Annotated in this window: 20 protein-coding genes; 18 read left to right on the top strand and 2 right to left on the bottom strand. The window is 69.0% G+C overall.

The window, feature by feature from the left end; genetic code table 11:
- Positions 1-243: 243 nt before the first annotated feature.
- The 9 genes from JHD63_RS17860 to JHD63_RS17900 all read left to right on the top strand — a co-directional run bounded on the left by JHD63_RS17860 (position 244) and on the right by JHD63_RS17900 (position 6029).
- Positions 244-711 (top strand): helix-turn-helix domain-containing protein, encoded by a 468-nt coding sequence (locus JHD63_RS17860; RefSeq protein ID WP_198972160.1) that lies wholly within the window; start codon positions 244-246, stop codon positions 709-711.
- The gene (locus tag JHD63_RS17865; RefSeq protein WP_198972161.1) at positions 708-1283 is read left to right on the top strand and encodes a PIN domain-containing protein; all 576 of its coding nucleotides are present in this window, start codon (positions 708-710) and stop codon (positions 1281-1283) included. Before JHD63_RS17860 ends, JHD63_RS17865 begins: the two co-directional genes overlap by 4 nt.
- Before the next feature lie 96 nt (positions 1284-1379).
- On the top strand, positions 1380-2033 hold the full coding sequence (locus tag JHD63_RS17870; protein ID WP_198972162.1) for an alpha/beta hydrolase: 654 nt from the start codon (positions 1380-1382) through the stop codon (positions 2031-2033).
- 44 nt (positions 2034-2077) lie between these two features.
- A complete protein-coding gene (locus tag JHD63_RS17875; RefSeq protein WP_370590568.1) occupies positions 2078-3238 on the top strand; it encodes an XRE family transcriptional regulator in 1161 nt (386 codons plus the stop codon).
- Between the two features lie 17 nt (positions 3239-3255).
- A complete protein-coding gene (locus JHD63_RS17880; RefSeq protein WP_198972164.1) occupies positions 3256-3504 on the top strand; it encodes a hypothetical protein in 249 nt (82 codons plus the stop codon).
- 366 nt (positions 3505-3870) lie between these two features.
- Positions 3871-4248 (top strand): COG4315 family predicted lipoprotein, encoded by a 378-nt coding sequence (locus JHD63_RS17885; RefSeq protein WP_198972165.1) that lies wholly within the window; start codon positions 3871-3873, stop codon positions 4246-4248.
- Positions 4249-4278: 30 nt separating this feature from the next.
- A complete protein-coding gene (locus JHD63_RS17890; protein ID WP_198972166.1) occupies positions 4279-4797 on the top strand; it encodes a sigma-70 family RNA polymerase sigma factor in 519 nt (172 codons plus the stop codon).
- Between the two features lies 1 nt (position 4798).
- Positions 4799-5620: an anti-sigma factor family protein gene (locus JHD63_RS17895; RefSeq protein ID WP_198972167.1), complete on the top strand. Its 822-nt coding sequence runs from the start codon at positions 4799-4801 to the stop codon at positions 5618-5620.
- A gap of 118 nt (positions 5621-5738) precedes the next feature.
- On the top strand, positions 5739-6029 hold the full coding sequence (locus tag JHD63_RS17900) for a hypothetical protein (RefSeq protein ID WP_198972168.1): 291 nt from the start codon (positions 5739-5741) through the stop codon (positions 6027-6029).
- Positions 6030-6033: 4 nt separating this feature from the next.
- On the opposite strand, the gene JHD63_RS17905 is transcribed toward JHD63_RS17900, so the two are convergent.
- Together JHD63_RS17905 and JHD63_RS17910 are read right to left on the bottom strand one after the other, a co-directional pair.
- Positions 6034-7179, bottom strand: coding sequence for a sensor histidine kinase (locus JHD63_RS17905; RefSeq protein WP_198972169.1), 1146 nt, complete (start codon positions 7177-7179; stop codon positions 6034-6036).
- Positions 7164-7889, bottom strand: a complete 726-nt coding sequence (locus JHD63_RS17910) for a response regulator (protein WP_198972170.1) — start codon at positions 7887-7889, stop codon at positions 7164-7166. Before JHD63_RS17910 ends, JHD63_RS17905 begins: the two co-directional genes overlap by 16 nt.
- A gap of 136 nt (positions 7890-8025) precedes the next feature.
- On the opposite strand from JHD63_RS17910, the gene JHD63_RS17915 reads away from it, so the two are divergent.
- From JHD63_RS17915 to JHD63_RS17955, 9 genes are all read left to right on the top strand, one after another.
- Complete coding sequence (locus JHD63_RS17915; RefSeq protein WP_233168367.1) at positions 8026-9537, top strand: TolC family protein; 1512 nt, start codon at positions 8026-8028, stop codon at positions 9535-9537.
- Positions 9534-10667 (top strand): ABC transporter permease, encoded by a 1134-nt coding sequence (locus JHD63_RS17920; RefSeq protein ID WP_198972171.1) that lies wholly within the window; start codon positions 9534-9536, stop codon positions 10665-10667. The genes JHD63_RS17915 and JHD63_RS17920 overlap by 4 nt, the downstream gene beginning before the upstream one ends.
- A gap of 171 nt (positions 10668-10838) precedes the next feature.
- Complete coding sequence (locus JHD63_RS17925; protein WP_233168370.1) at positions 10839-11594, top strand: ABC transporter ATP-binding protein; 756 nt, start codon at positions 10839-10841, stop codon at positions 11592-11594.
- Positions 11591-12544 (top strand): HlyD family secretion protein, encoded by a 954-nt coding sequence (locus tag JHD63_RS17930; protein WP_198972173.1) that lies wholly within the window; start codon positions 11591-11593, stop codon positions 12542-12544. The genes JHD63_RS17925 and JHD63_RS17930 overlap by 4 nt, the downstream gene beginning before the upstream one ends.
- Positions 12545-12651: 107 nt before the next feature.
- Entirely contained in the window at positions 12652-13311 is a 660-nt protein-coding gene (locus JHD63_RS17935) for an MtnX-like HAD-IB family phosphatase (RefSeq protein WP_198972179.1), read from the top strand.
- Positions 13308-14168: an alpha/beta hydrolase gene (locus JHD63_RS17940; RefSeq protein WP_198972174.1), complete on the top strand. Its 861-nt coding sequence runs from the start codon at positions 13308-13310 to the stop codon at positions 14166-14168. The genes JHD63_RS17935 and JHD63_RS17940 overlap by 4 nt, the downstream gene beginning before the upstream one ends.
- Positions 14161-14529 carry an EamA family transporter gene (locus JHD63_RS17945; RefSeq protein ID WP_198972175.1) on the top strand — a complete coding sequence of 123 codons (369 nt, stop codon included), beginning with the start codon at positions 14161-14163 and terminating at the stop codon, positions 14527-14529. Before JHD63_RS17940 ends, JHD63_RS17945 begins: the two co-directional genes overlap by 8 nt.
- Position 14530: 1 nt before the next feature.
- Entirely contained in the window at positions 14531-14995 is a 465-nt protein-coding gene (locus JHD63_RS17950; RefSeq protein WP_198972176.1) for a DMT family transporter, read from the top strand.
- Positions 14976-15843 (top strand): DegT/DnrJ/EryC1/StrS family aminotransferase (locus tag JHD63_RS17955; protein ID WP_198972177.1); only part of this gene is annotated, 868 nt, incomplete at its 3' end. The genes JHD63_RS17950 and JHD63_RS17955, both read left to right, overlap by 20 nt.

Below are 15843 nucleotides of genomic sequence, written 5' to 3' on the forward strand. Positions count from 1 at the left end.
CACCACAGACCACCAAGAAGGAGAAGGCGACCAAGAACTTATCCACAACGTGAGCGTGAAGTTCACGAACCAGGGTGGGTCAGATCGAGATGGAAATGGTGGGTTGCGGTTGCATGGAAATCAACACACGGCCCTGTGGCCGTGGACCCCAGCCTGCCTGCAGCCCATCCACGCCCCACGTTTCGACTATTGCGATTTTCGTTTGTTTCGAATAATATGAGCGCCTTCACTCAGAGGCCTCCCATGACGCAGTCCCACACATTCGAAGCCGCGCTTCCGGTCGCTCGGGAAGTCGCAGCAGCCACCCATGGTCAACGAGCGCTGGCGGCGTTCCTGTCCACACAGTTCGAGACGCAGCGGATCCAGATCTTCGACGAGAAGAACGAGGCCCACACGGTGGAGTTGCCCACGTCTGCCTTGCGTCTGCTGGTCGACATCCTCTCCGAGCTGGCCGACGGCAACGCGGTGAAGGTGGTCCCCATCCATGCCGAGCTGACCACCCAGGAGGCCGCCGACCTGCTCAACGTGTCGAGGCCGCATCTGGTCAAACTGCTGGAGACGGGGGATCTCCCGTTCCACAAGACCGGAAAGCATCGGCGCGTTCGGTTCTCTGACCTGATGGCGTACAAGACTGCGCACGAACAGGCCAGCGCCGCAGCAATGGAGGAGCTCGCCGCCCAGGCTCAGGCCCTGCAGATGGGCTACGAATGAAGAGTTCCCCATTCACGGCTGTCTTTGACGCCTGTGTTCTCTATCCGGCGCCGCTTCGCGACTTCTTGATGTGGCTGGCACTCTCCGGGCGTTTTCGCGCGCGCTGGACGGCCCTGATTCATGACGAGTGGGTGCGCAACCTATTGAAGAACCGCCCTGACCTGGACCCTGGCCAAGTACAGCGAACGGTGGATCTCATGAACAAGGCCGTCCCGGACGCTCTGGTCACCGGCCACGAGGACCTGATCGGCGATTTGAAGTTGCCAGATCCCGATGATCGCCATGTCCTCGCGGCCGCCATCCGGTGCAACGCAAGCGTGATCGTCACATTCAATGAACGGGACTTCCCCGCCGAAGCTCTGTCAACCTTCGGCGTCGAAGTTCAGCACCCTGATGAGTTCATCGACAACCTCTTCGATCTGGATCAAGCCGCCGTTGTGGCCGCAGCCCAGAAGCAGCGCAGCACCCTCAGAAATCCGCCCATCGACGTGGATCGCTACCTTGAAATCCTGTTGAAGCAAGGACTTTCACGAACGGTTCGAGACTTGTCTGGCTTCAGATCCGTCCTATGACAACGCCCGTCAGCGATCTTTTTTCGATGAAATTCCGCTAAGCGAAACTTTTTTGATACACAATCCTACTTAGCGAAATCTGCAACGGAGTGACTGATGCCTCTGCCCACCAAAGAATCCATCCCGGGCCTCCTGGTTAGAAACCTGAGTCGCGAGCTCGTGCTCGGGATTGAAGAAGCTTTGCTGGTCGGTGCTCAGCGCGCATACGCCGCAGCACATGGGATGAATGAAGGACACCTTGCCCACGCGGTGGGCCAGCAGCGTCACTTTCACATGAACGAGGCGTTCCAGCGAGCCCTCGCAACTGCCGGCGCGTCACCGACTCCGATCAGCGGCAATACCATCGTCACTGGGCGTTGCGGCATCTTCACCCTTGCCCGATTCAACATCCCCGACGGCTTCTGGATCAATAGTCGGCGCAGCAAAACACGCCGACAGATGTCGTTCGCCAACCGAGCGATGGAACCGTTGGTACAGCCTGAACTTTTTAGCGATTTTCAGCTGCCAGCTGACGCCGTGGCCTTCTTCGCCGCCTGCTTCTCTGGCTCGATCCATGTTCAGCCGGCCGCCCCTATCTCAATCCAGATCGCCGTTCCCGACCGAGAGATGCGAGGTTGGCTGTTCCGGGAGGACGTCGGCGACTTCGTGAAACGGTTCGATCAAGCCTCCTCGGGTCAGCGCGATATGGCAAGGCCTACCCTCAAGAAGAACATCAACAAGCGCCAGGACAAAGACGGAACATCACAATGAGTCGCGGTGGAGTACAAGGGTTCCAGAAGGAACGGTTGAGTCAGGTGCTGGCAGCGCGTCGCCTCACCCAGATTCAGCTCGCATCCATGGCGGGTGTATCGCCCGCAACCGTCAGCAAGTGGCGGGCAGGATCGCAGGCCCCCGAGCGCGAAGCGCTTGAACGCTTGGCGTCTGTAGTGAACGTGACTCCGGAGTGGTTCACGCGTCCTGCGTCGACGAGCGTCTCTTTGCCCTTGTTCCGAAGCAACGCGTCAGCGCACGTCGCAGCGCGAGCCATGCTCGAGGCTCGCCTGGAATGGACGCAGGATTTGGCGGCGGCCTTGATGGAGTTTGTGGAATATCCGGAAGTCAATCTACCCTTCCGCCGCTTCACCAACCCGGAAGAGATCACATCTGAGGAGATCGAACGTGCAGCCTCCGATTGCCGCGATCTTTGGCGACTGGGCAGGGGCGTGGTGCAGGATCTCGCCTTGGCTGTTGAAGGCGCAGGCGTCATCGTGGTCCGAGAAGAGACAGGCATCGCGCAGATCGAAGGGCTATCGGCATGGAGCGAGGTTCTCGGCCGACCTCTGATCCTGCTCTCTGCGGACAAGGACAATGGCTATCGCAGCCGCTTCGACCTGGCCCATGAACTCGGCCACTTGATTCTGCATCGGCACATTGCACGCGCCACCGAGCGTGACAGGCACAACCTGATGGAGAAGCAAGCTCACCGGTTTGCTGGAGCTTTCCTGCTACCGGCCGAAAGCTTTGCTGCGGAGGTTCGCATCCCACCGACCCTCGACGATCTACTGATTCTCAAGCGGCGTTGGGGAGTATCCGCGGCGGCGATCATCATGCGTCTGCGTGCCCTGAGCATGCTGGACGAAGACGGTGCGCTCACGCTTTTCAAGCGCCGATCCGCACGCTGGGGGGCCAAGTCGGAACCCGGCGACGGAGATCGCACGCCTGAGCAACCGAGGCTTCTCCGACGCACGATTGACCTGCTCGTCGAAGAGAACGTGATGCCGCTCGCTGCCATTCCTCGACACATCGGCCTTGCAGCCTCGGACATCGAAGCTCTCACTGGACTGCCTGAAGGCTACTTTCAGGGCAAAAGCAACGTCGTGCAGTTCGCCCGAATGAGGAACAGCGTGCCAGCAGATGGTGGGTATGCCAATGCCCCCAGTACCGTGTTGCCGTTTAGGACTCCCACAGGCACTTGAGCAAGAAAGGAACAACTATGTCCAAGAACACTAAGCAAACTTCGGCGCGCGTTGCAAAGCTCGCAAGCGAGACTCTGCAGGACAGCAAAGCGTCGAGTGTTGCCAAGAGCTTGGCCGCATCAGCACTATCTCAACGCAGTGGAGCCAAGCAAACCGGCGCCGAAATGGAAGACAAAGCTGCGAGGGTCCTGGCGAGCGACAAGTACGCCGATGCGACCAAGGAGCTTGCCGCGTCTGTCCTTGCTCAGGCCAACAAGGAACGCTAACTGATCGCGTTTCCAAGGCCGACGAACTTCGTCGAGCAAGAAGTGCGCCGCGCGCTTCAGATGCTGCCTGACCGGGGTTACACTTTGGGGTGACGCTTTTGAACGCTCTGGCCAAGCATCATCGCAGTCGCAAGTCCTTGATTTGCTTCGAAAGAAGCCGAGAATTTTGAGATATTGGTGGTGGCTCCCTGAAGCGCCACCAGCATCCCGCAAGCCCTGCAAGTCCCCCGGACCTGCAGGGCTTTTGACTTTCCGGCGCCGCCATGCCGGATGCCCCGGGGCCATTTTTTGGCAGACATCGGGAATAAACCAGCGTCCCCATGCGTCCATGCCTTGTGTTCATCCGCACAACCTCAAAGCGCCACCATGGCAAAGCACCTGATCCCGACCCTTGTCTTCACCCTTGCCGCCGTCACGGCCGGCCTGGCGCACGCCGACGTACCGGTCAAGACCTCCGGCGACATGCTGGTAACGACGGCGGGCATGACGCTCTACACATTTGACAACGACGTGGCCGGCAGCGGCAAGAGCATGTGCAACGGGCCCTGCGCCACTGCGTGGCCGCCGGTGCTGGCGCAAGCCGGTGACGCCCCCGAAGGGGCCATGACCATCATCACGCGCGATGATGGCTCCCGCCAATGGGCCTACAAGGGCAAGCCGATCTACCGCTACAAGTCGGATGTGAATCCTGGCGACGCGACGGGCGACAATTTCAAGAACCTCTGGCACGTGATCAAGCCCTGAACGCCACGCCGCCAGCCCCGCCGCCAATTCATGCGCGCCCAGGACGAAACCGCCATCGTCGCCTGCATTCCCAGCCTGCGCCGATATGCGCGGGGGCTGCTGTCCGATGCCGCGCTGGCGGACGACCTGGTGCAGGACACGCTGGAGCGCGCATGGAGCCGTTTCTCGCTCTGGCAGCGGCGCGGCGAGATCCGGGCCTGGATGTTCGGCATCATGCACAACCATTTCGTCGACGGCGCCCGGGCGCGGCGCAGCCGGCCCGAGGACAGCGCGGGCGACGCGCTGCCCGAAGTACCGCAGCGCGCCACCCACACCGACCGGCTGGAGCTGGAGGACCTCGACCGGGCTCTTCAGCGCCTGCCGCGCGAGCAGCGCGAAGTCCTGCTGCTCGTGGCGGTGGAAGGCCTGAGCTACCAGGAGGCCGCCGCCATCGCGGGCGTGCCCGTGGGCACGTTGATGTCGCGCCTGGCGCGCGGGCGCGACCGGCTCCGCCAGGACCTGCAAGGCCGGGCGCCCGCGGCCGCCACGCCCATTCACCGGGTCAAATGACATGGACCAGTCCCACCTGACACCCGCACCGCCGCCCGCCGACGGCGCCGCCCCCGTCACCGAAGCCGAACTGCACGCGTATGCGGATGGCCAGTTGCCTACGGCACGGAGTGTGGAGATCGAATCCTTTCTGGCCGCCCACGAGGCGGAACGGGCAAGCGTGCACGACTGGCAGGCCCAGAACCAGGCCTTGCGGGCGTTGCTGGACCCGGTGCTGGACGAGCCGCTCCCGCTGCACCTGCCGCTGGCCCCCCGCAGGCCGTCCGGGCGCTGGCAGCCCCTGGCTGCCGGAGTGGCTATCGCCGCCGTCAGCGCTGGTGCAGCCTGGTGGCTGCGCGGCACCGCCGGCGCGATCCCCGTGCCGCAGCTCGCCACGGCAGGCCAGGCAGCACTGCAGGGCTTTGCCCACCGCGCGGCGGTGGCGCATGCGGTCTACAGCCCGGACCCGCGCCGACCGGTGGAAGTGGGCGGCGACCAGGAGCAGGCGCTGGTCACCTGGCTTACCAAGCGCATGGGAGCGGCGGTGCGGCCGCCAGACCTTCGCAGCGCCGGCTATGAGCTGATGGGCGGTCGCCTGCTGCCTGGCGGCAGGGGGCCGGTCGCCCAGTTCATGTTCGGCGACGCCCGGGGCCAGCGCCTGACGCTGTACGTGACCCGAGAAGACGCAGGCCGGGAAACGGCGTTCAGCTTCGGCCAGGATGGCCCGGTCAACGTCTTCTACTGGGTCAACAAGGACTTCGGCTACGCGATTTCGGCCGGGACAGATCGCCAGCAGTTGCTGCACGTGGCAGAACTGGTATACCGGCAGCTCGGCGCTCGCTGAGCTGTCCTGGTCCGCGGAAAGAAGCGGCATCGAACGACAGCCAAAACAGTGGCCGCCTACAGCGCCAGACCCTCGCGAAGGGGATAGTCAAGACACTGAACAGTCGTGGAGTCACATCATGGATCGCACCTACCGCCAACTCGCTCTCGCCGCGGCCCTGGCACTCGCCGCGCTGGCCGGCACCCAGGCCTTTGCCCAGGCGCCGCGCATCGACATCCGCGACATGCAGGAAAACGAAAAGCAGCAGCTGCAGGGCGTCTATCCCCCTGGCACTTCGTTCAGGGTGCCCTCGGAGCGTGAAGCCGCCCGCGCCCGGCGCGATGCGGAGCGCCGGGCACAGTGGGACCGCGACCGCGAAGCCACGCGCGAGCGGGCCCGCGCCTGGATCGATCCGCACTATCGCCGCTGAGCCGTCAGTTGCATGGCAGCCGCACGATGAACCGGGTGCCGCCGCGTTCCGATTCGCCTGCTTGCACCGTGCCGCCCTGCAGCGTCACCAGCATGTGGACGATGGACAGCCCGAGCCCCGAGCCGACCGTGCCCGGTGAGCGGGGCGCGCGTTGAAAGCGTTGGAACAGGTTGCGCCGCACGTTCTCGGGCAAGCCCGGGCCGTCGTCGCTGACGGTCACGATCGCATGCCCGCCCTCGGTGCCGACGCCGACGCCCATCCACCCGCCATCCGCTGCATGGCGCAGAGCGTTTTCCACCAGATTGGTCAGCACCTGCCGCATGCGGTCCGGGTCCACCTGTACCCACAGCGAAGACACGCTGGCCTGCAATTCGGCCTGGATGCCGTGCTCGGCGATGTGCGTGGCGTGGGCCGCCAGCGTGTCGGACACGAGCTGCACCAGGTCCGTCTCCACCTTCTGCAGCGATAGCCGGCCGGCCTCGGCGACCGACATGGTGTGCAGGTCCTCCACCAGCCGGCCCAGATGCTCGACCTGGTCCAGCAGCTTGCGGCACTCGCGCGGGTCGGCCGGGATCACGCCGTCGCAGATGGCGTGCAGGCGTGCGCGCAGCACGGTCAGCGGCGTGCGCAGTTCGTGCGAGAGCGAGGCGGCAGTGGCCTTGCGCTCGCGCTCGAGCGACTCCAGCGCGTCGGTCATGTGGTTGAAGTCGCGCACCATGTCGGCCATTTCGCCGCGGTCCTGCCCGACCTGGGCGCGCACCGACAGGTCGCCCAGCGCGATGCGGCGCGCTGCCTCGGCCACCGAAGCCATGGGCAGGGTCACGATGCGCGACACCCAGAACCCGACGGCCAGGCCGAACGGCAGACATATCACCAGGCCGATCACCAGCGACCATTTCTCTCCGAACAACAGGTCGCCCTGCCAGTACTGGCCATAGATCTGCGCCGCGCGCGGGCTGTCCTCCAGGTCCTGTTCGTTGAGTTCGTCGAGTTCCTCCTGCACCGAGGCGGGCAGCGAGCGGTAGAAGGAGCGGTACTGGTACTCGGCCAGCGCAAAGACGCTCGCGCTCAGGATGCCGATGGTCACCAGCACGGTGGCGGCAATCCCCAGTCCGAAGCGGACCCAGATCCGGTCTATTCCCCGGGCCATAGCCGGTAGCCGATGCCGCGCACCGTCTCGATGAGTTCGCCGTTGCCGGCGTTGTGCAGCTTGCGGCGCAGCTTGGAGAGGTGCGAGTCGATGACGCGGTCCATCGCATCGCTCTCGGGCAGGCAGGTCTCAATCAGGTGGCTGCGCGAGAAACAGCGCCGCGGCTGGGCCGCCAGGCAGGCCAGCAGCCGGAATTCGGTGAGGGTCAGCGGCAGCGCCTCGAAGCGTTCGCCGTCCCCGCTGAAGGAGCGGGCGATGTGGGATTCGAGGTCGATCTCCAGCCGGCCGGCGCGGATCACGCCTGCCGGCGCGGCCTTGGGCGCGGCCGCGGTACGGCGCAGCACGGCGCGCACGCGGGCCACCACCTCGGGCGGGCTGTAGGGCTTGACCACGTAGTCGTCCGCCCCCATGCGCAACGCCAGCAGCTTGTCCACATCGTCGGCCAGGGCGGTCACCATGATGACCGGGGTGTCGCCGTCGGCGCGCAGGTTCTTCAGTACATCCATGCCGTCCATGCCGGGCAGGTGGATGTCCAGCAGCACCATGTCGGGCCGGATCTCGCGCGCCACCTGCAGCGCCGCGAGCCCGTCGGTCTCCAGGCGGGTGCGCAGACCGTCGCGCTGCAGGTAGGCGATCAGGATGTCGGCAATGCCGGGTTCGTCTTCCACCACCAGCACCAGCGGGCCGGGGGGGCGTGCAACACTGTTCATGGGTCGGGGGAATCCTGGCGCAGCCCGCCAGAAGCGGCGGCGGGCAGGTGAGCCGGCCATTATCGGCCAGCGCATGCCCCTGCGCAGGCCAGGGGGCCGCTTGCCCGGACACGGCGCTCGTCTTCATGCTTTCTCCATGAATCCTGCACTGCCGCGCAAGCTTGCCCTGGTCCAATGCGAGCGCCCGGCCCTTGCCACCTGCGCCAGCGCCACGGTCCGGGCCCGCCCTGCCATGCGCCGCCCTGCCCTTTCGTTCCGCTTCCTGCTCCGCCTGCCACTGCCCGCCGTCGCGGCGCTGGTGCTGGCCGGCTGCGCCGCGCCGCCCGTGCCCCCGCTGCCGCAGGCGGACCTGCCCGCGGCCTGGTCCGTCGCCACCGCCGGCGTGCCCGCGCCCGACCTGCGCAACTGGTGGAAAGCCCTGAACGATCCGGGGCTCGATGCCCTGGTGGACGAGGCGCTGCGGCAGAACCTGCAACTCGCGCGCGCCCGCAGCCAGCTACGCCAGGCGCGACTGCTGGCCGGCACCGACGATGCCCGCTACCTGCCGGTGCTGAGCGCCGGCATGCGGCCGGTGCAGGATGTGTCGGCAACCGACTCCTACCTGCACGCCAGCCTTGATGCCGTCTGGGAACTGGGGCTGTTCGGCGCGCGCGAGAGCCGCCAGCGCATCAGCCGCGCCCAGCTCGACAGCGCCGAGCAGACCGAGCAGGCCGCCCGGGTCTCGGTGGTGGCCGAGGTGGTGCGGCGCTACACCGAACTGCGCGCCGCCCAGCGCCAGTCTGCGCTGCTGCAGGACATGGCGGTGCTGGACGAGCGCGCCATGGCGCTGTCCGGAGTGCGGCTGCGCAGCCGCCTGGCCGGCCCGGGCGAGGAAACCCAGGCGCGCCTGCGGCAGGCGCGGACCGCGGCGCAGCGCACCGTGCCGCAGCAGGCCGTCGTGCAGGCGGCCCGCGCCCTGGCGGTGCTCACCGGCCGACCGGCGCCGGCACCCGAATGGCTGGTGGCGGCGCCGCAGCCGGTGCTTGGGGCCGTGGCGCCGGCCGGCGTCCCGGCCGACCTGCTGCGCGTGCGCCCGGACATCCGCGAGGCCGAGGCCGGGGTGCTCAAGGCCGCCGGCGAATCCGGCCTGGCCCGGGCCGAGCTGTATCCGCGGCTCTCGCTGGGCGTGTCCCTCCTCTATGCCTACAACGTCACGCAGAACCGGCGCGGCAGCACCGACCGTGTGCCGGGCATCGGCCCGATCATCGACATACCGCTGTTCGACTGGGGCCGGCGCCAGTCGCAGGCCCATGCGCAGCAAGAAGCCCTGGACGAATCGCTGCTGGCCTACCGGCAGGCCGTGCTCGACGCCGTCTCCGAGACCGAGATCGCGCTCTCCCTGCTCGAGCAGCAGCACCAGCGCGCGGCGCGTCTGGGCGAGGCCGAGGCCCTGCTGCAACGCCGCATCGCCGCCAGCGACACCCTGGTGCGCCTGGGCCTGTCCAGCGATTTCGAGCGCCTGGGCGAGCAGCGCGAGCAACTGCAGGCGCAACTGGAGCTGGCCGACGCCCAGGCCAGCCGCGTGCTGGCCTTCGTGGCGCTCTACAAGTCGCTGGGCGGTGCGCCGCTGCCCCCGGCCGAACGCCCGCTCGCGGAGGCCCGCCCGTGATCCCGCTGGCACGCAAGACGCTGGTGCATGAATGGCGCCGCTTCCTGCCCGCGGTGTTCGCCGTGGGCTTCTCGGGCGTGCTGCTGGTGGTGCAGGCAGCGCTGGTGCTGGGCATCTTCGGCAGCGCGGCGGTTTACGTGACGGCCTCGTCCGCCGACCTGTGGGCCGGCTACCCCGGCACGCAAAGCGTGAACTTCGGCCGTACCGTGCGTGCCGACGTCGAGATGCGCCTGCGCATGGACCCGGACGTCGCCGAGGTCGAACCCTACCTCTGGGTCGAGGGCGACTGGCACGCTGCCGAGCGCGGCGCGGGCGGGGTGTCGGTGTTCGTCTCCGGCATCCGCACAGCACCCGGCTCGATGATGTTCTCGGCGGTGCTGCCCGATGCGCTGCGGCGCCAGCTCGACGAGCCCGGCACCGTGGTGGTCGACCGCTCCGACCTGGGCCCGCTGGGCACGGCCGAGGGCGGCCAGGCCTGGGTCAACGGCCGGCAGGTGCGCGTGATCGCCGCCGTGCGCGGCCTGCGCGCGCTGGGCGGGGTCAACGTGCTGTCCTCGCTCGACACGGCCCGCACGCTGGCCGGCGGCGACCTGCCGGCCGGCAGCACCTACTTCGTGGCGCGCCTGCGCGATCCCGCGCTTGCCGCCACGGTGCGCGACCGGCTCAACGCCGAGCGCGCCTTCGGCCCGTTCGAGGTCTGGACCGCGCCGCAGTTTGCCTGGCGCTCGCAGCACTACTGGATGCTCGACACCGGCGCCGGCGTGGCCGTGCTGTTCATGGCGGTGATCGTCTGCCTGGTCGGCGCGGTCATCACCAGCCAGTCGCTGATGGCGGTGGTGGCGGGCTCCGCGCGCGAATACGCGGTGCTGCACGCGCTCGGCGCCAGCATGGCCTCGCTGGCGCGGGTGGTGGTGGAGCAGGCCTGCTGGATCGGCGGGCTGGGCCTGCTGCTGGCGGCCGGCGTCAGCGCGGCGCTGCTGTGGCTGGCGGCCGCGCAGAACGTGCCGGTGGCCATGAATCCGCCCGCCGCGCTGCTGTGCGCGGCGCTGGTGGCCACCCTGGCCCTGCTGTCCGGCCTGATCGCCATCCGTGGCCTGTTGCGGGCCGATCCTGCGGTGTTGTTGAGATGAACCGCCAGTCTCCGCGCACTGCATGTCGCTACGCCAACCCCCTCGCAGGGGGCACATCCAGCGGCCCGGCAACGCCGGTTCCGCGGATGTCTGCGCGTGGCCTGCTCCGCGGCCTTCTGAGCCTTTCTGTTTCGTGCGCCGCGGGTAATGCGCAACGCCATGGGAACTGAGATGAGTGACCCTCCAGTCCCTATCGCCGGCCCGACCCTGGAAGCCGAGGCCGTCAGCAAATCCTTCCTCTCCGGCGTGGTGCGGGTGCAGGTGCTTCAGTCGCTGTCGGTGGCCGTCTATCCGGGTGAGCTGACGCTGATCTCGGGGCCCTCGGGCTGCGGCAAGAGCACGCTGCTGTCCTTGCTCTCCGGCCTGCAGTCGCCCGATGGCGGGCGCGTGCGCGCGCTGGGGGAGGACCTGGCCAGCAAGGACAAGCGCGCGCTGGAGCGCTTCCGGCTGCACCACACCGGCTTCGTGTTCCAGGGCTTCAACCTGTTCCCCGCGCTGACCGCCAAGGAGCAGGTGCAGTTGCCGCTGGGCTACCTGGGCATTGGCCGGCGCCAGTCGGACGAGCGCGCCATGCAGGTGCTGGAGGAGGTCGGCATGACGCACCGCGCCGACATGCGCCCGGCAGAACTCTCCGGCGGCGAGAAGCAGCGCGTGGCGATCGCGCGCGCGCTGGCCAAGGAGCCGCAACTGCTTTTCGCCGACGAACCCACCAGCGCGCTGGACGCCGAGAACGGCCAGCGCGTGATCGACATCCTGCACCGCATCGCGCGCTCGCACGGCACCACCGTGCTGTGCGTGAGCCATGACCCGCGCGCCGCGCGCCATGCCGACCGGGTGCTGACCATGGAAGACGGCGCGATCCGCAGCGACTGGCAGCCCTCCAGCACGCGCAGCGCGAGCGCGACGGCCAAGGAACCCACCGTATGAAGCAGCTTCGTCCCCGGCCGCGCCGGATTCCCGCCGCCCTGGGCGCCAGCGCCGTGCTGGCGGCCACCGCCGCCGTGCCGCTGCTGCTGGCCGGCTGCTTCGACGGCGGACGGCCTTCTGCCAGCGCCATCGCGCAGGCCCAGGCGCAGGGCGCGCCGGCCGGCCCCGCCGACGTCGCCATTGCCCGGGGCCGGGTGGAGATCGAAGGCGGGCTGCTCGAACTCATGCCGCAGCAGGACGGCGTCGTCGAATCCGTGGCCGTCGCCGAAGGCGCCGCCGTCAAGCGCGGCCAGACCCTGCTGCGCCTGCAGTCCGACGCCGCGCGCGGCGAGCTCGCCATGGCCGAGGCCGAACTGCAGGCCGCGCAGGCGCGCCAGCGCGCGCAGGCCGCCAGGCTCGCGCCCGCGCGCCAGCTGAGCCAGCGCTTGCTGGAAGCAGCCCAGGCCGGCGCGCTCGAGCGCCAGCGCGCCGACGAGGCCCAGCAGGCCCAGCAGGAAGCCGCCGCCGCGCTGGCCGTGGCCGAGGCCGACACGAAAGTCGCCGCGCAGAAGCTGGCGCAGGCGCGCAGCCGCGTCGCGCGCCTGACCCTGACCGCGCCGCAGGACGGCACCGTGCTGCGGCTGCGGGTGCAGCCCGGCAGCGCGGTCGATACCCAGGGCAGCCGGCCGCTGATGGTGCTGCTGCCGCAGCGGCCGCTGCTGGTGCGCGCCGAACTCAACGGCAGCTTTGCCGCCCGCGTGCAGCCGGGCATGCGCGCCAGCGTGCACGTGGACGGCGGCCCGGCGCTGCCGGCGCGGGTGCAGCGCATCAGCCCGGTCTATGCCGCCAGCCGACTCGACGAAGACCAGCCCGCGCGCATCGGCGTGCGGGTGGTCGAGTGCTTTCTCACCTTCGACCAGCCCTCCAGCCTGCGTATAGGCCAGGAGGTCCGTGTTCATTTCCAACCATGACTGCCATGCGTGACCTGCACCCCATGCTCCAAGGCGGCGCCCCCCAGGCGCGCGCCATCGCCCTGCACCGCGCGCCAAGCTCCCCCGCGCCTTCGGCCACCGGCTGGATGGTGCAGAGCGACTTCGACGGCACCATCAGCCTGGAGGACGTGACCGACAGCCTGCTCGAGCGCTTCGGCCGCCCAGGCTGGCGCGAGCTGGAGGACGCCTGGGAGCGCGGCGACATCGGCTCGCGCGAATGCATGAAGGGCCAGATCGCGCTGCTCGACATGAGCGTGGGCGAGCTGCAGGCGCATCTGGCGACGATCGAGATCGACCCGCACTTCCCCGGCTTCGTGCGCGAAGCGCGGCGCCTGGGCCTGCCGGTGCAGGTGGTGAGCGACGGGCTGGACCACGTGATCCGCACCGTGCTGGAGCTGCATGGCCTGGGCGATCTGCCCGTGATCGCCAACCGCCTGGTGCAGACCGGCGCACGCAGCTGGCAGCTGCAGTCGCCCTGGGCCAGCGCCGCCTGCAGCCGCGCCAGCGGCAACTGCAAGTGCGAGCGCCTGGCCGAGCAGCAGGCCGCGCACGGCCGGGTGCTGTACGTGGGCGACAGCACCTCGGACTTCTGCGTCTCGGGCAAGGCCGACTTCGTGCTGGCCAAGTACAAGCTGATCGAGCACTGCGTCAGCCATGGCATCGCGCACGCGCCCTTCGTCGGCTTCGACCAGGCCACGGTGCTGATGCGCGACATCGTGACGGTGCGGGAGCGCGTGGCCGCATGAGTCTTTCCGACCAGGTCTGCATCACCCCGCACGAGTTCCTGCTGGAGGGCTCGGGCGCGCACGCGCGCACCGGTGTGCTGCTGGTGCACGGCCTGACCGGCACCCCGAACGAAATGCGGGTGCTGTCCAAGGGCCTGCACAAGCAGGGCTTCACCGTCTATGCGGTGCAACTGGCCGGCCATTGCGGCACGGTGGACGACCTGGTCGCTACGCGCTGGCAGGACTGGCTCGCCAGCGTGCGCGCCGGTGCCGACCGCTTCGCGCCGCACGTGGACCGGCTGGTGGTGGGCGGCCTGTCGATGGGCTCGGTGCTGTCGCTGGCGCTGGCGCAGGAGCGGCCGCAGCAGGTGGCCGGCGTATGCGCGCTGTCCACCATCTTCCGCTATGACGGCTGGAGCATCCCGGCCTATACGCGGCTGGCGTTCCTGCTGCCGCTGTTCCGCATGCTGGGCATTGGCCGGCGCCGCGTCTTCATGGAGCAGCCGCCCTACGGCATCAAGGACGAGGCGCTGCGCAAGCGCATCGTGGCGCGGATGCACGCGGGCGACAGCGCCGCCGCCGGCCTGCCCGGCAATCCGTGGTGGAGCATCCAGGAGATGCGCAGGCTCTCGGCCCACGTGCTGCGGCGCCTGAGCGACGTGCACGCGCCCTGCCTGGTGGTGCATGCGGCGCACGACGACGTCTCGGCCGTGGGCAATGCGCACGACATCGTGCGCGGCGTGGTGCATGCGCCGGTCGAGCTGGTGCTGCTCGATGACAGCTACCACATGGTCACCATCGACCGCGAGCGCCGCACCGTGATCGAGCGCACCGCCGGCTTCGTGGCGCGCATCGCCGCGCAGGGCGCGCATGGCTAGCGATCTCTCGCCGCTGGTCATCGTGCTCTGGGTGCTCAACGTGCTGGTCGACAGCGGCGGCCAGCTGGCTTTCAAGGCCGCCGCCGGCGACCCGCGCGCCGGCGATGGCCTGGCGCGCTGGAAGTGGATGGCGCGGCGGCCCTGGCTGTGGGTCGGCATCGGCTGCTACGTGGCGGAATTCCTGCTGTGGCTGGCCTTTTTGTCGCTGGTGCCGCTGTCCGACGGCGTGCTGCTGGGCTCGATCAACATCGTCGCCATCATGGTGGCCGGCCGCTTCCTGTTCGCCGAGAAGCTCTCGCGCATGCGGGTGACGGGCATCCTGCTGGTATCCATCGGCGTCGCCGTGGTGGGCCTGCACTGACATGAAGCGCTTCTACCTGATCGGCTTCCTGGTGCTGATGGGCTTCGACACGCTGGCCCAGATCAGCTTCAAGTACGCGGGCGCGCAGGCGCTGCCGCTGGAATTCAGCACCGGCTGGCTGCTGCGCGTGTTCGGCCAGCCCTGGATCTACGGCGCCTTCGTCGGCTACGTGGGCGCCTTCTTCGCGTGGATGACGCTGCTCAAGCACGCGCCCATCGGGCCGGCGTTTGCCGCCTCGCACCTGGAGATCGTCTCGGTGCTGCTGCTGTCGGTGTGGCTGTTCGACGAGCGCATCGGCATGCCGCAGGTGATCGGCGGCCTGTTCATCGTGGCCGGCATCGTCTGCCTGGCGCTGAGCGAGACCGAGGACGACGCGCCCGGCGGCAACCCCGGCGCCGGCTCGGCCAGCGCCAACGCCGCGGCGCTGGCTGGCGACAATGCCGCGCATGGCCGTCCGCACTCCTGAATTCGACGTCCCGCCCACCGCAGGCCTGCCGCTGCAGGCCAGCGACCTGTGGCCCGGCGGCGATGCCGACCTGGAAGGCGCGCTGGCGCGCTTCCTGGGCGTGGAATCGGCCCAGCTCGAATGCTCGGGCACGGCGGCGCTGGTGGTGGCGCTCACCGCGCTGAAGCAGTTGGCGCCCGCGCGCAGGGAAGTCGTCGTGCCCGCCTACACCTGCCCGCTGGTGGCGCTGGCCGTGGCGCACTGCGGGCTGGTGCTGCGGCTGTGCGATCTGCAGGCCGATTCGCTCGACCTGGACCCGGCCGCCCTGGCCGCGCTGTGCGGCCCGCAGACCCTGGCCGTGCTACCGACCCACCTGGCGGGCCGCGTGGCCGACGTCGCCAGCGCCCTGGCCTGCGCGCGCGCGGCCGGCGCCTGGGTGATCGAGGACGCGGCCCAGGCCCTGGGCGCGCGCCTCGGCGCCACGGCCGTGGGCCTGCAGGGCGACATCGGCTTCTACAGCCTGGCCGTGGGCAAGGGCCTGAGCATCTTCGAAGGCGGTGTGCTGGTGGCGCGCGATGCCGCGCTGCGCGCCGCCTGCCGCGCGGCCAGCCGCGCCACCGTGCCCGCCAGTTGGGCCTGGGAGCTGCGCCGCAGCCTCGAACTGCTGGGCTATGCCGCGCTCTACCGCCCGGCCGGCCTGCGCTGGGCCTACGGCTGTCTCTTATACACATCTAAAAAAGGGGTGTTTGGGGGGGGGGGGGGGGGGGGGGGGGGGGGGGGGGGGGGGGGGGGGGGGGGGGGGGGGGGGGGGGGGGGGGGGGGGGGGGGGGGGGGGGGGGGGGGGGGGGGGGGGGGGGGGGGGGGGGGGG

The sequence above is a fragment of the Xylophilus sp. ASV27 genome (genome assembly GCF_016428875.1).
Lineage (GTDB): Bacteria > Pseudomonadota > Gammaproteobacteria > Burkholderiales > Burkholderiaceae_C > Xylophilus.

Excerpts from the sequence above, each read along its gene's own strand:
- JHD63_RS17940 (WP_198972174.1), top strand. The coding sequence starts at position 13,308 with ATGAGTCTTTCCGACCAGGTCTGCATCACCCCGCACGAGTTCCTGCTG.
- JHD63_RS17930 (WP_198972173.1), top strand. The coding sequence starts at position 11,591 with ATGAAGCAGCTTCGTCCCCGGCCGCGCCGGATTCCCGCCGCCCTGGGC.
- JHD63_RS17860 (WP_198972160.1), top strand. The coding sequence starts at position 244 with ATGACGCAGTCCCACACATTCGAAGCCGCGCTTCCGGTCGCTCGGGAA.
- JHD63_RS17890 (WP_198972166.1), top strand. The coding sequence starts at position 4,279 with ATGCGCGCCCAGGACGAAACCGCCATCGTCGCCTGCATTCCCAGCCTG.
- JHD63_RS17885 (WP_198972165.1), top strand. The coding sequence starts at position 3,871 with ATGGCAAAGCACCTGATCCCGACCCTTGTCTTCACCCTTGCCGCCGTC.
- JHD63_RS17905 (WP_198972169.1), bottom strand. The coding sequence starts at position 7,179 with ATGGCCCGGGGAATAGACCGGATCTGGGTCCGCTTCGGACTGGGGATT.
- JHD63_RS17925 (WP_233168370.1), top strand. The coding sequence starts at position 10,839 with ATGAGTGACCCTCCAGTCCCTATCGCCGGCCCGACCCTGGAAGCCGAG.
- JHD63_RS17945 (WP_198972175.1), top strand. The coding sequence starts at position 14,161 with ATGGCTAGCGATCTCTCGCCGCTGGTCATCGTGCTCTGGGTGCTCAAC.
- JHD63_RS17935 (WP_198972179.1), top strand. The coding sequence starts at position 12,652 with ATGGTGCAGAGCGACTTCGACGGCACCATCAGCCTGGAGGACGTGACC.
- JHD63_RS17900 (WP_198972168.1), top strand. The coding sequence starts at position 5,739 with ATGGATCGCACCTACCGCCAACTCGCTCTCGCCGCGGCCCTGGCACTC.
- JHD63_RS17915 (WP_233168367.1), top strand. The coding sequence starts at position 8,026 with ATGAATCCTGCACTGCCGCGCAAGCTTGCCCTGGTCCAATGCGAGCGC.
- JHD63_RS17880 (WP_198972164.1), top strand. The coding sequence starts at position 3,256 with ATGTCCAAGAACACTAAGCAAACTTCGGCGCGCGTTGCAAAGCTCGCA.
- JHD63_RS17950 (WP_198972176.1), top strand. The coding sequence starts at position 14,531 with ATGAAGCGCTTCTACCTGATCGGCTTCCTGGTGCTGATGGGCTTCGAC.
- JHD63_RS17895 (WP_198972167.1), top strand. The coding sequence starts at position 4,799 with ATGGACCAGTCCCACCTGACACCCGCACCGCCGCCCGCCGACGGCGCC.
- JHD63_RS17870 (WP_198972162.1), top strand. The coding sequence starts at position 1,380 with ATGCCTCTGCCCACCAAAGAATCCATCCCGGGCCTCCTGGTTAGAAAC.
- JHD63_RS17910 (WP_198972170.1), bottom strand. The coding sequence starts at position 7,889 with ATGAACAGTGTTGCACGCCCCCCCGGCCCGCTGGTGCTGGTGGTGGAA.
- JHD63_RS17865 (WP_198972161.1), top strand. The coding sequence starts at position 708 with ATGAAGAGTTCCCCATTCACGGCTGTCTTTGACGCCTGTGTTCTCTAT.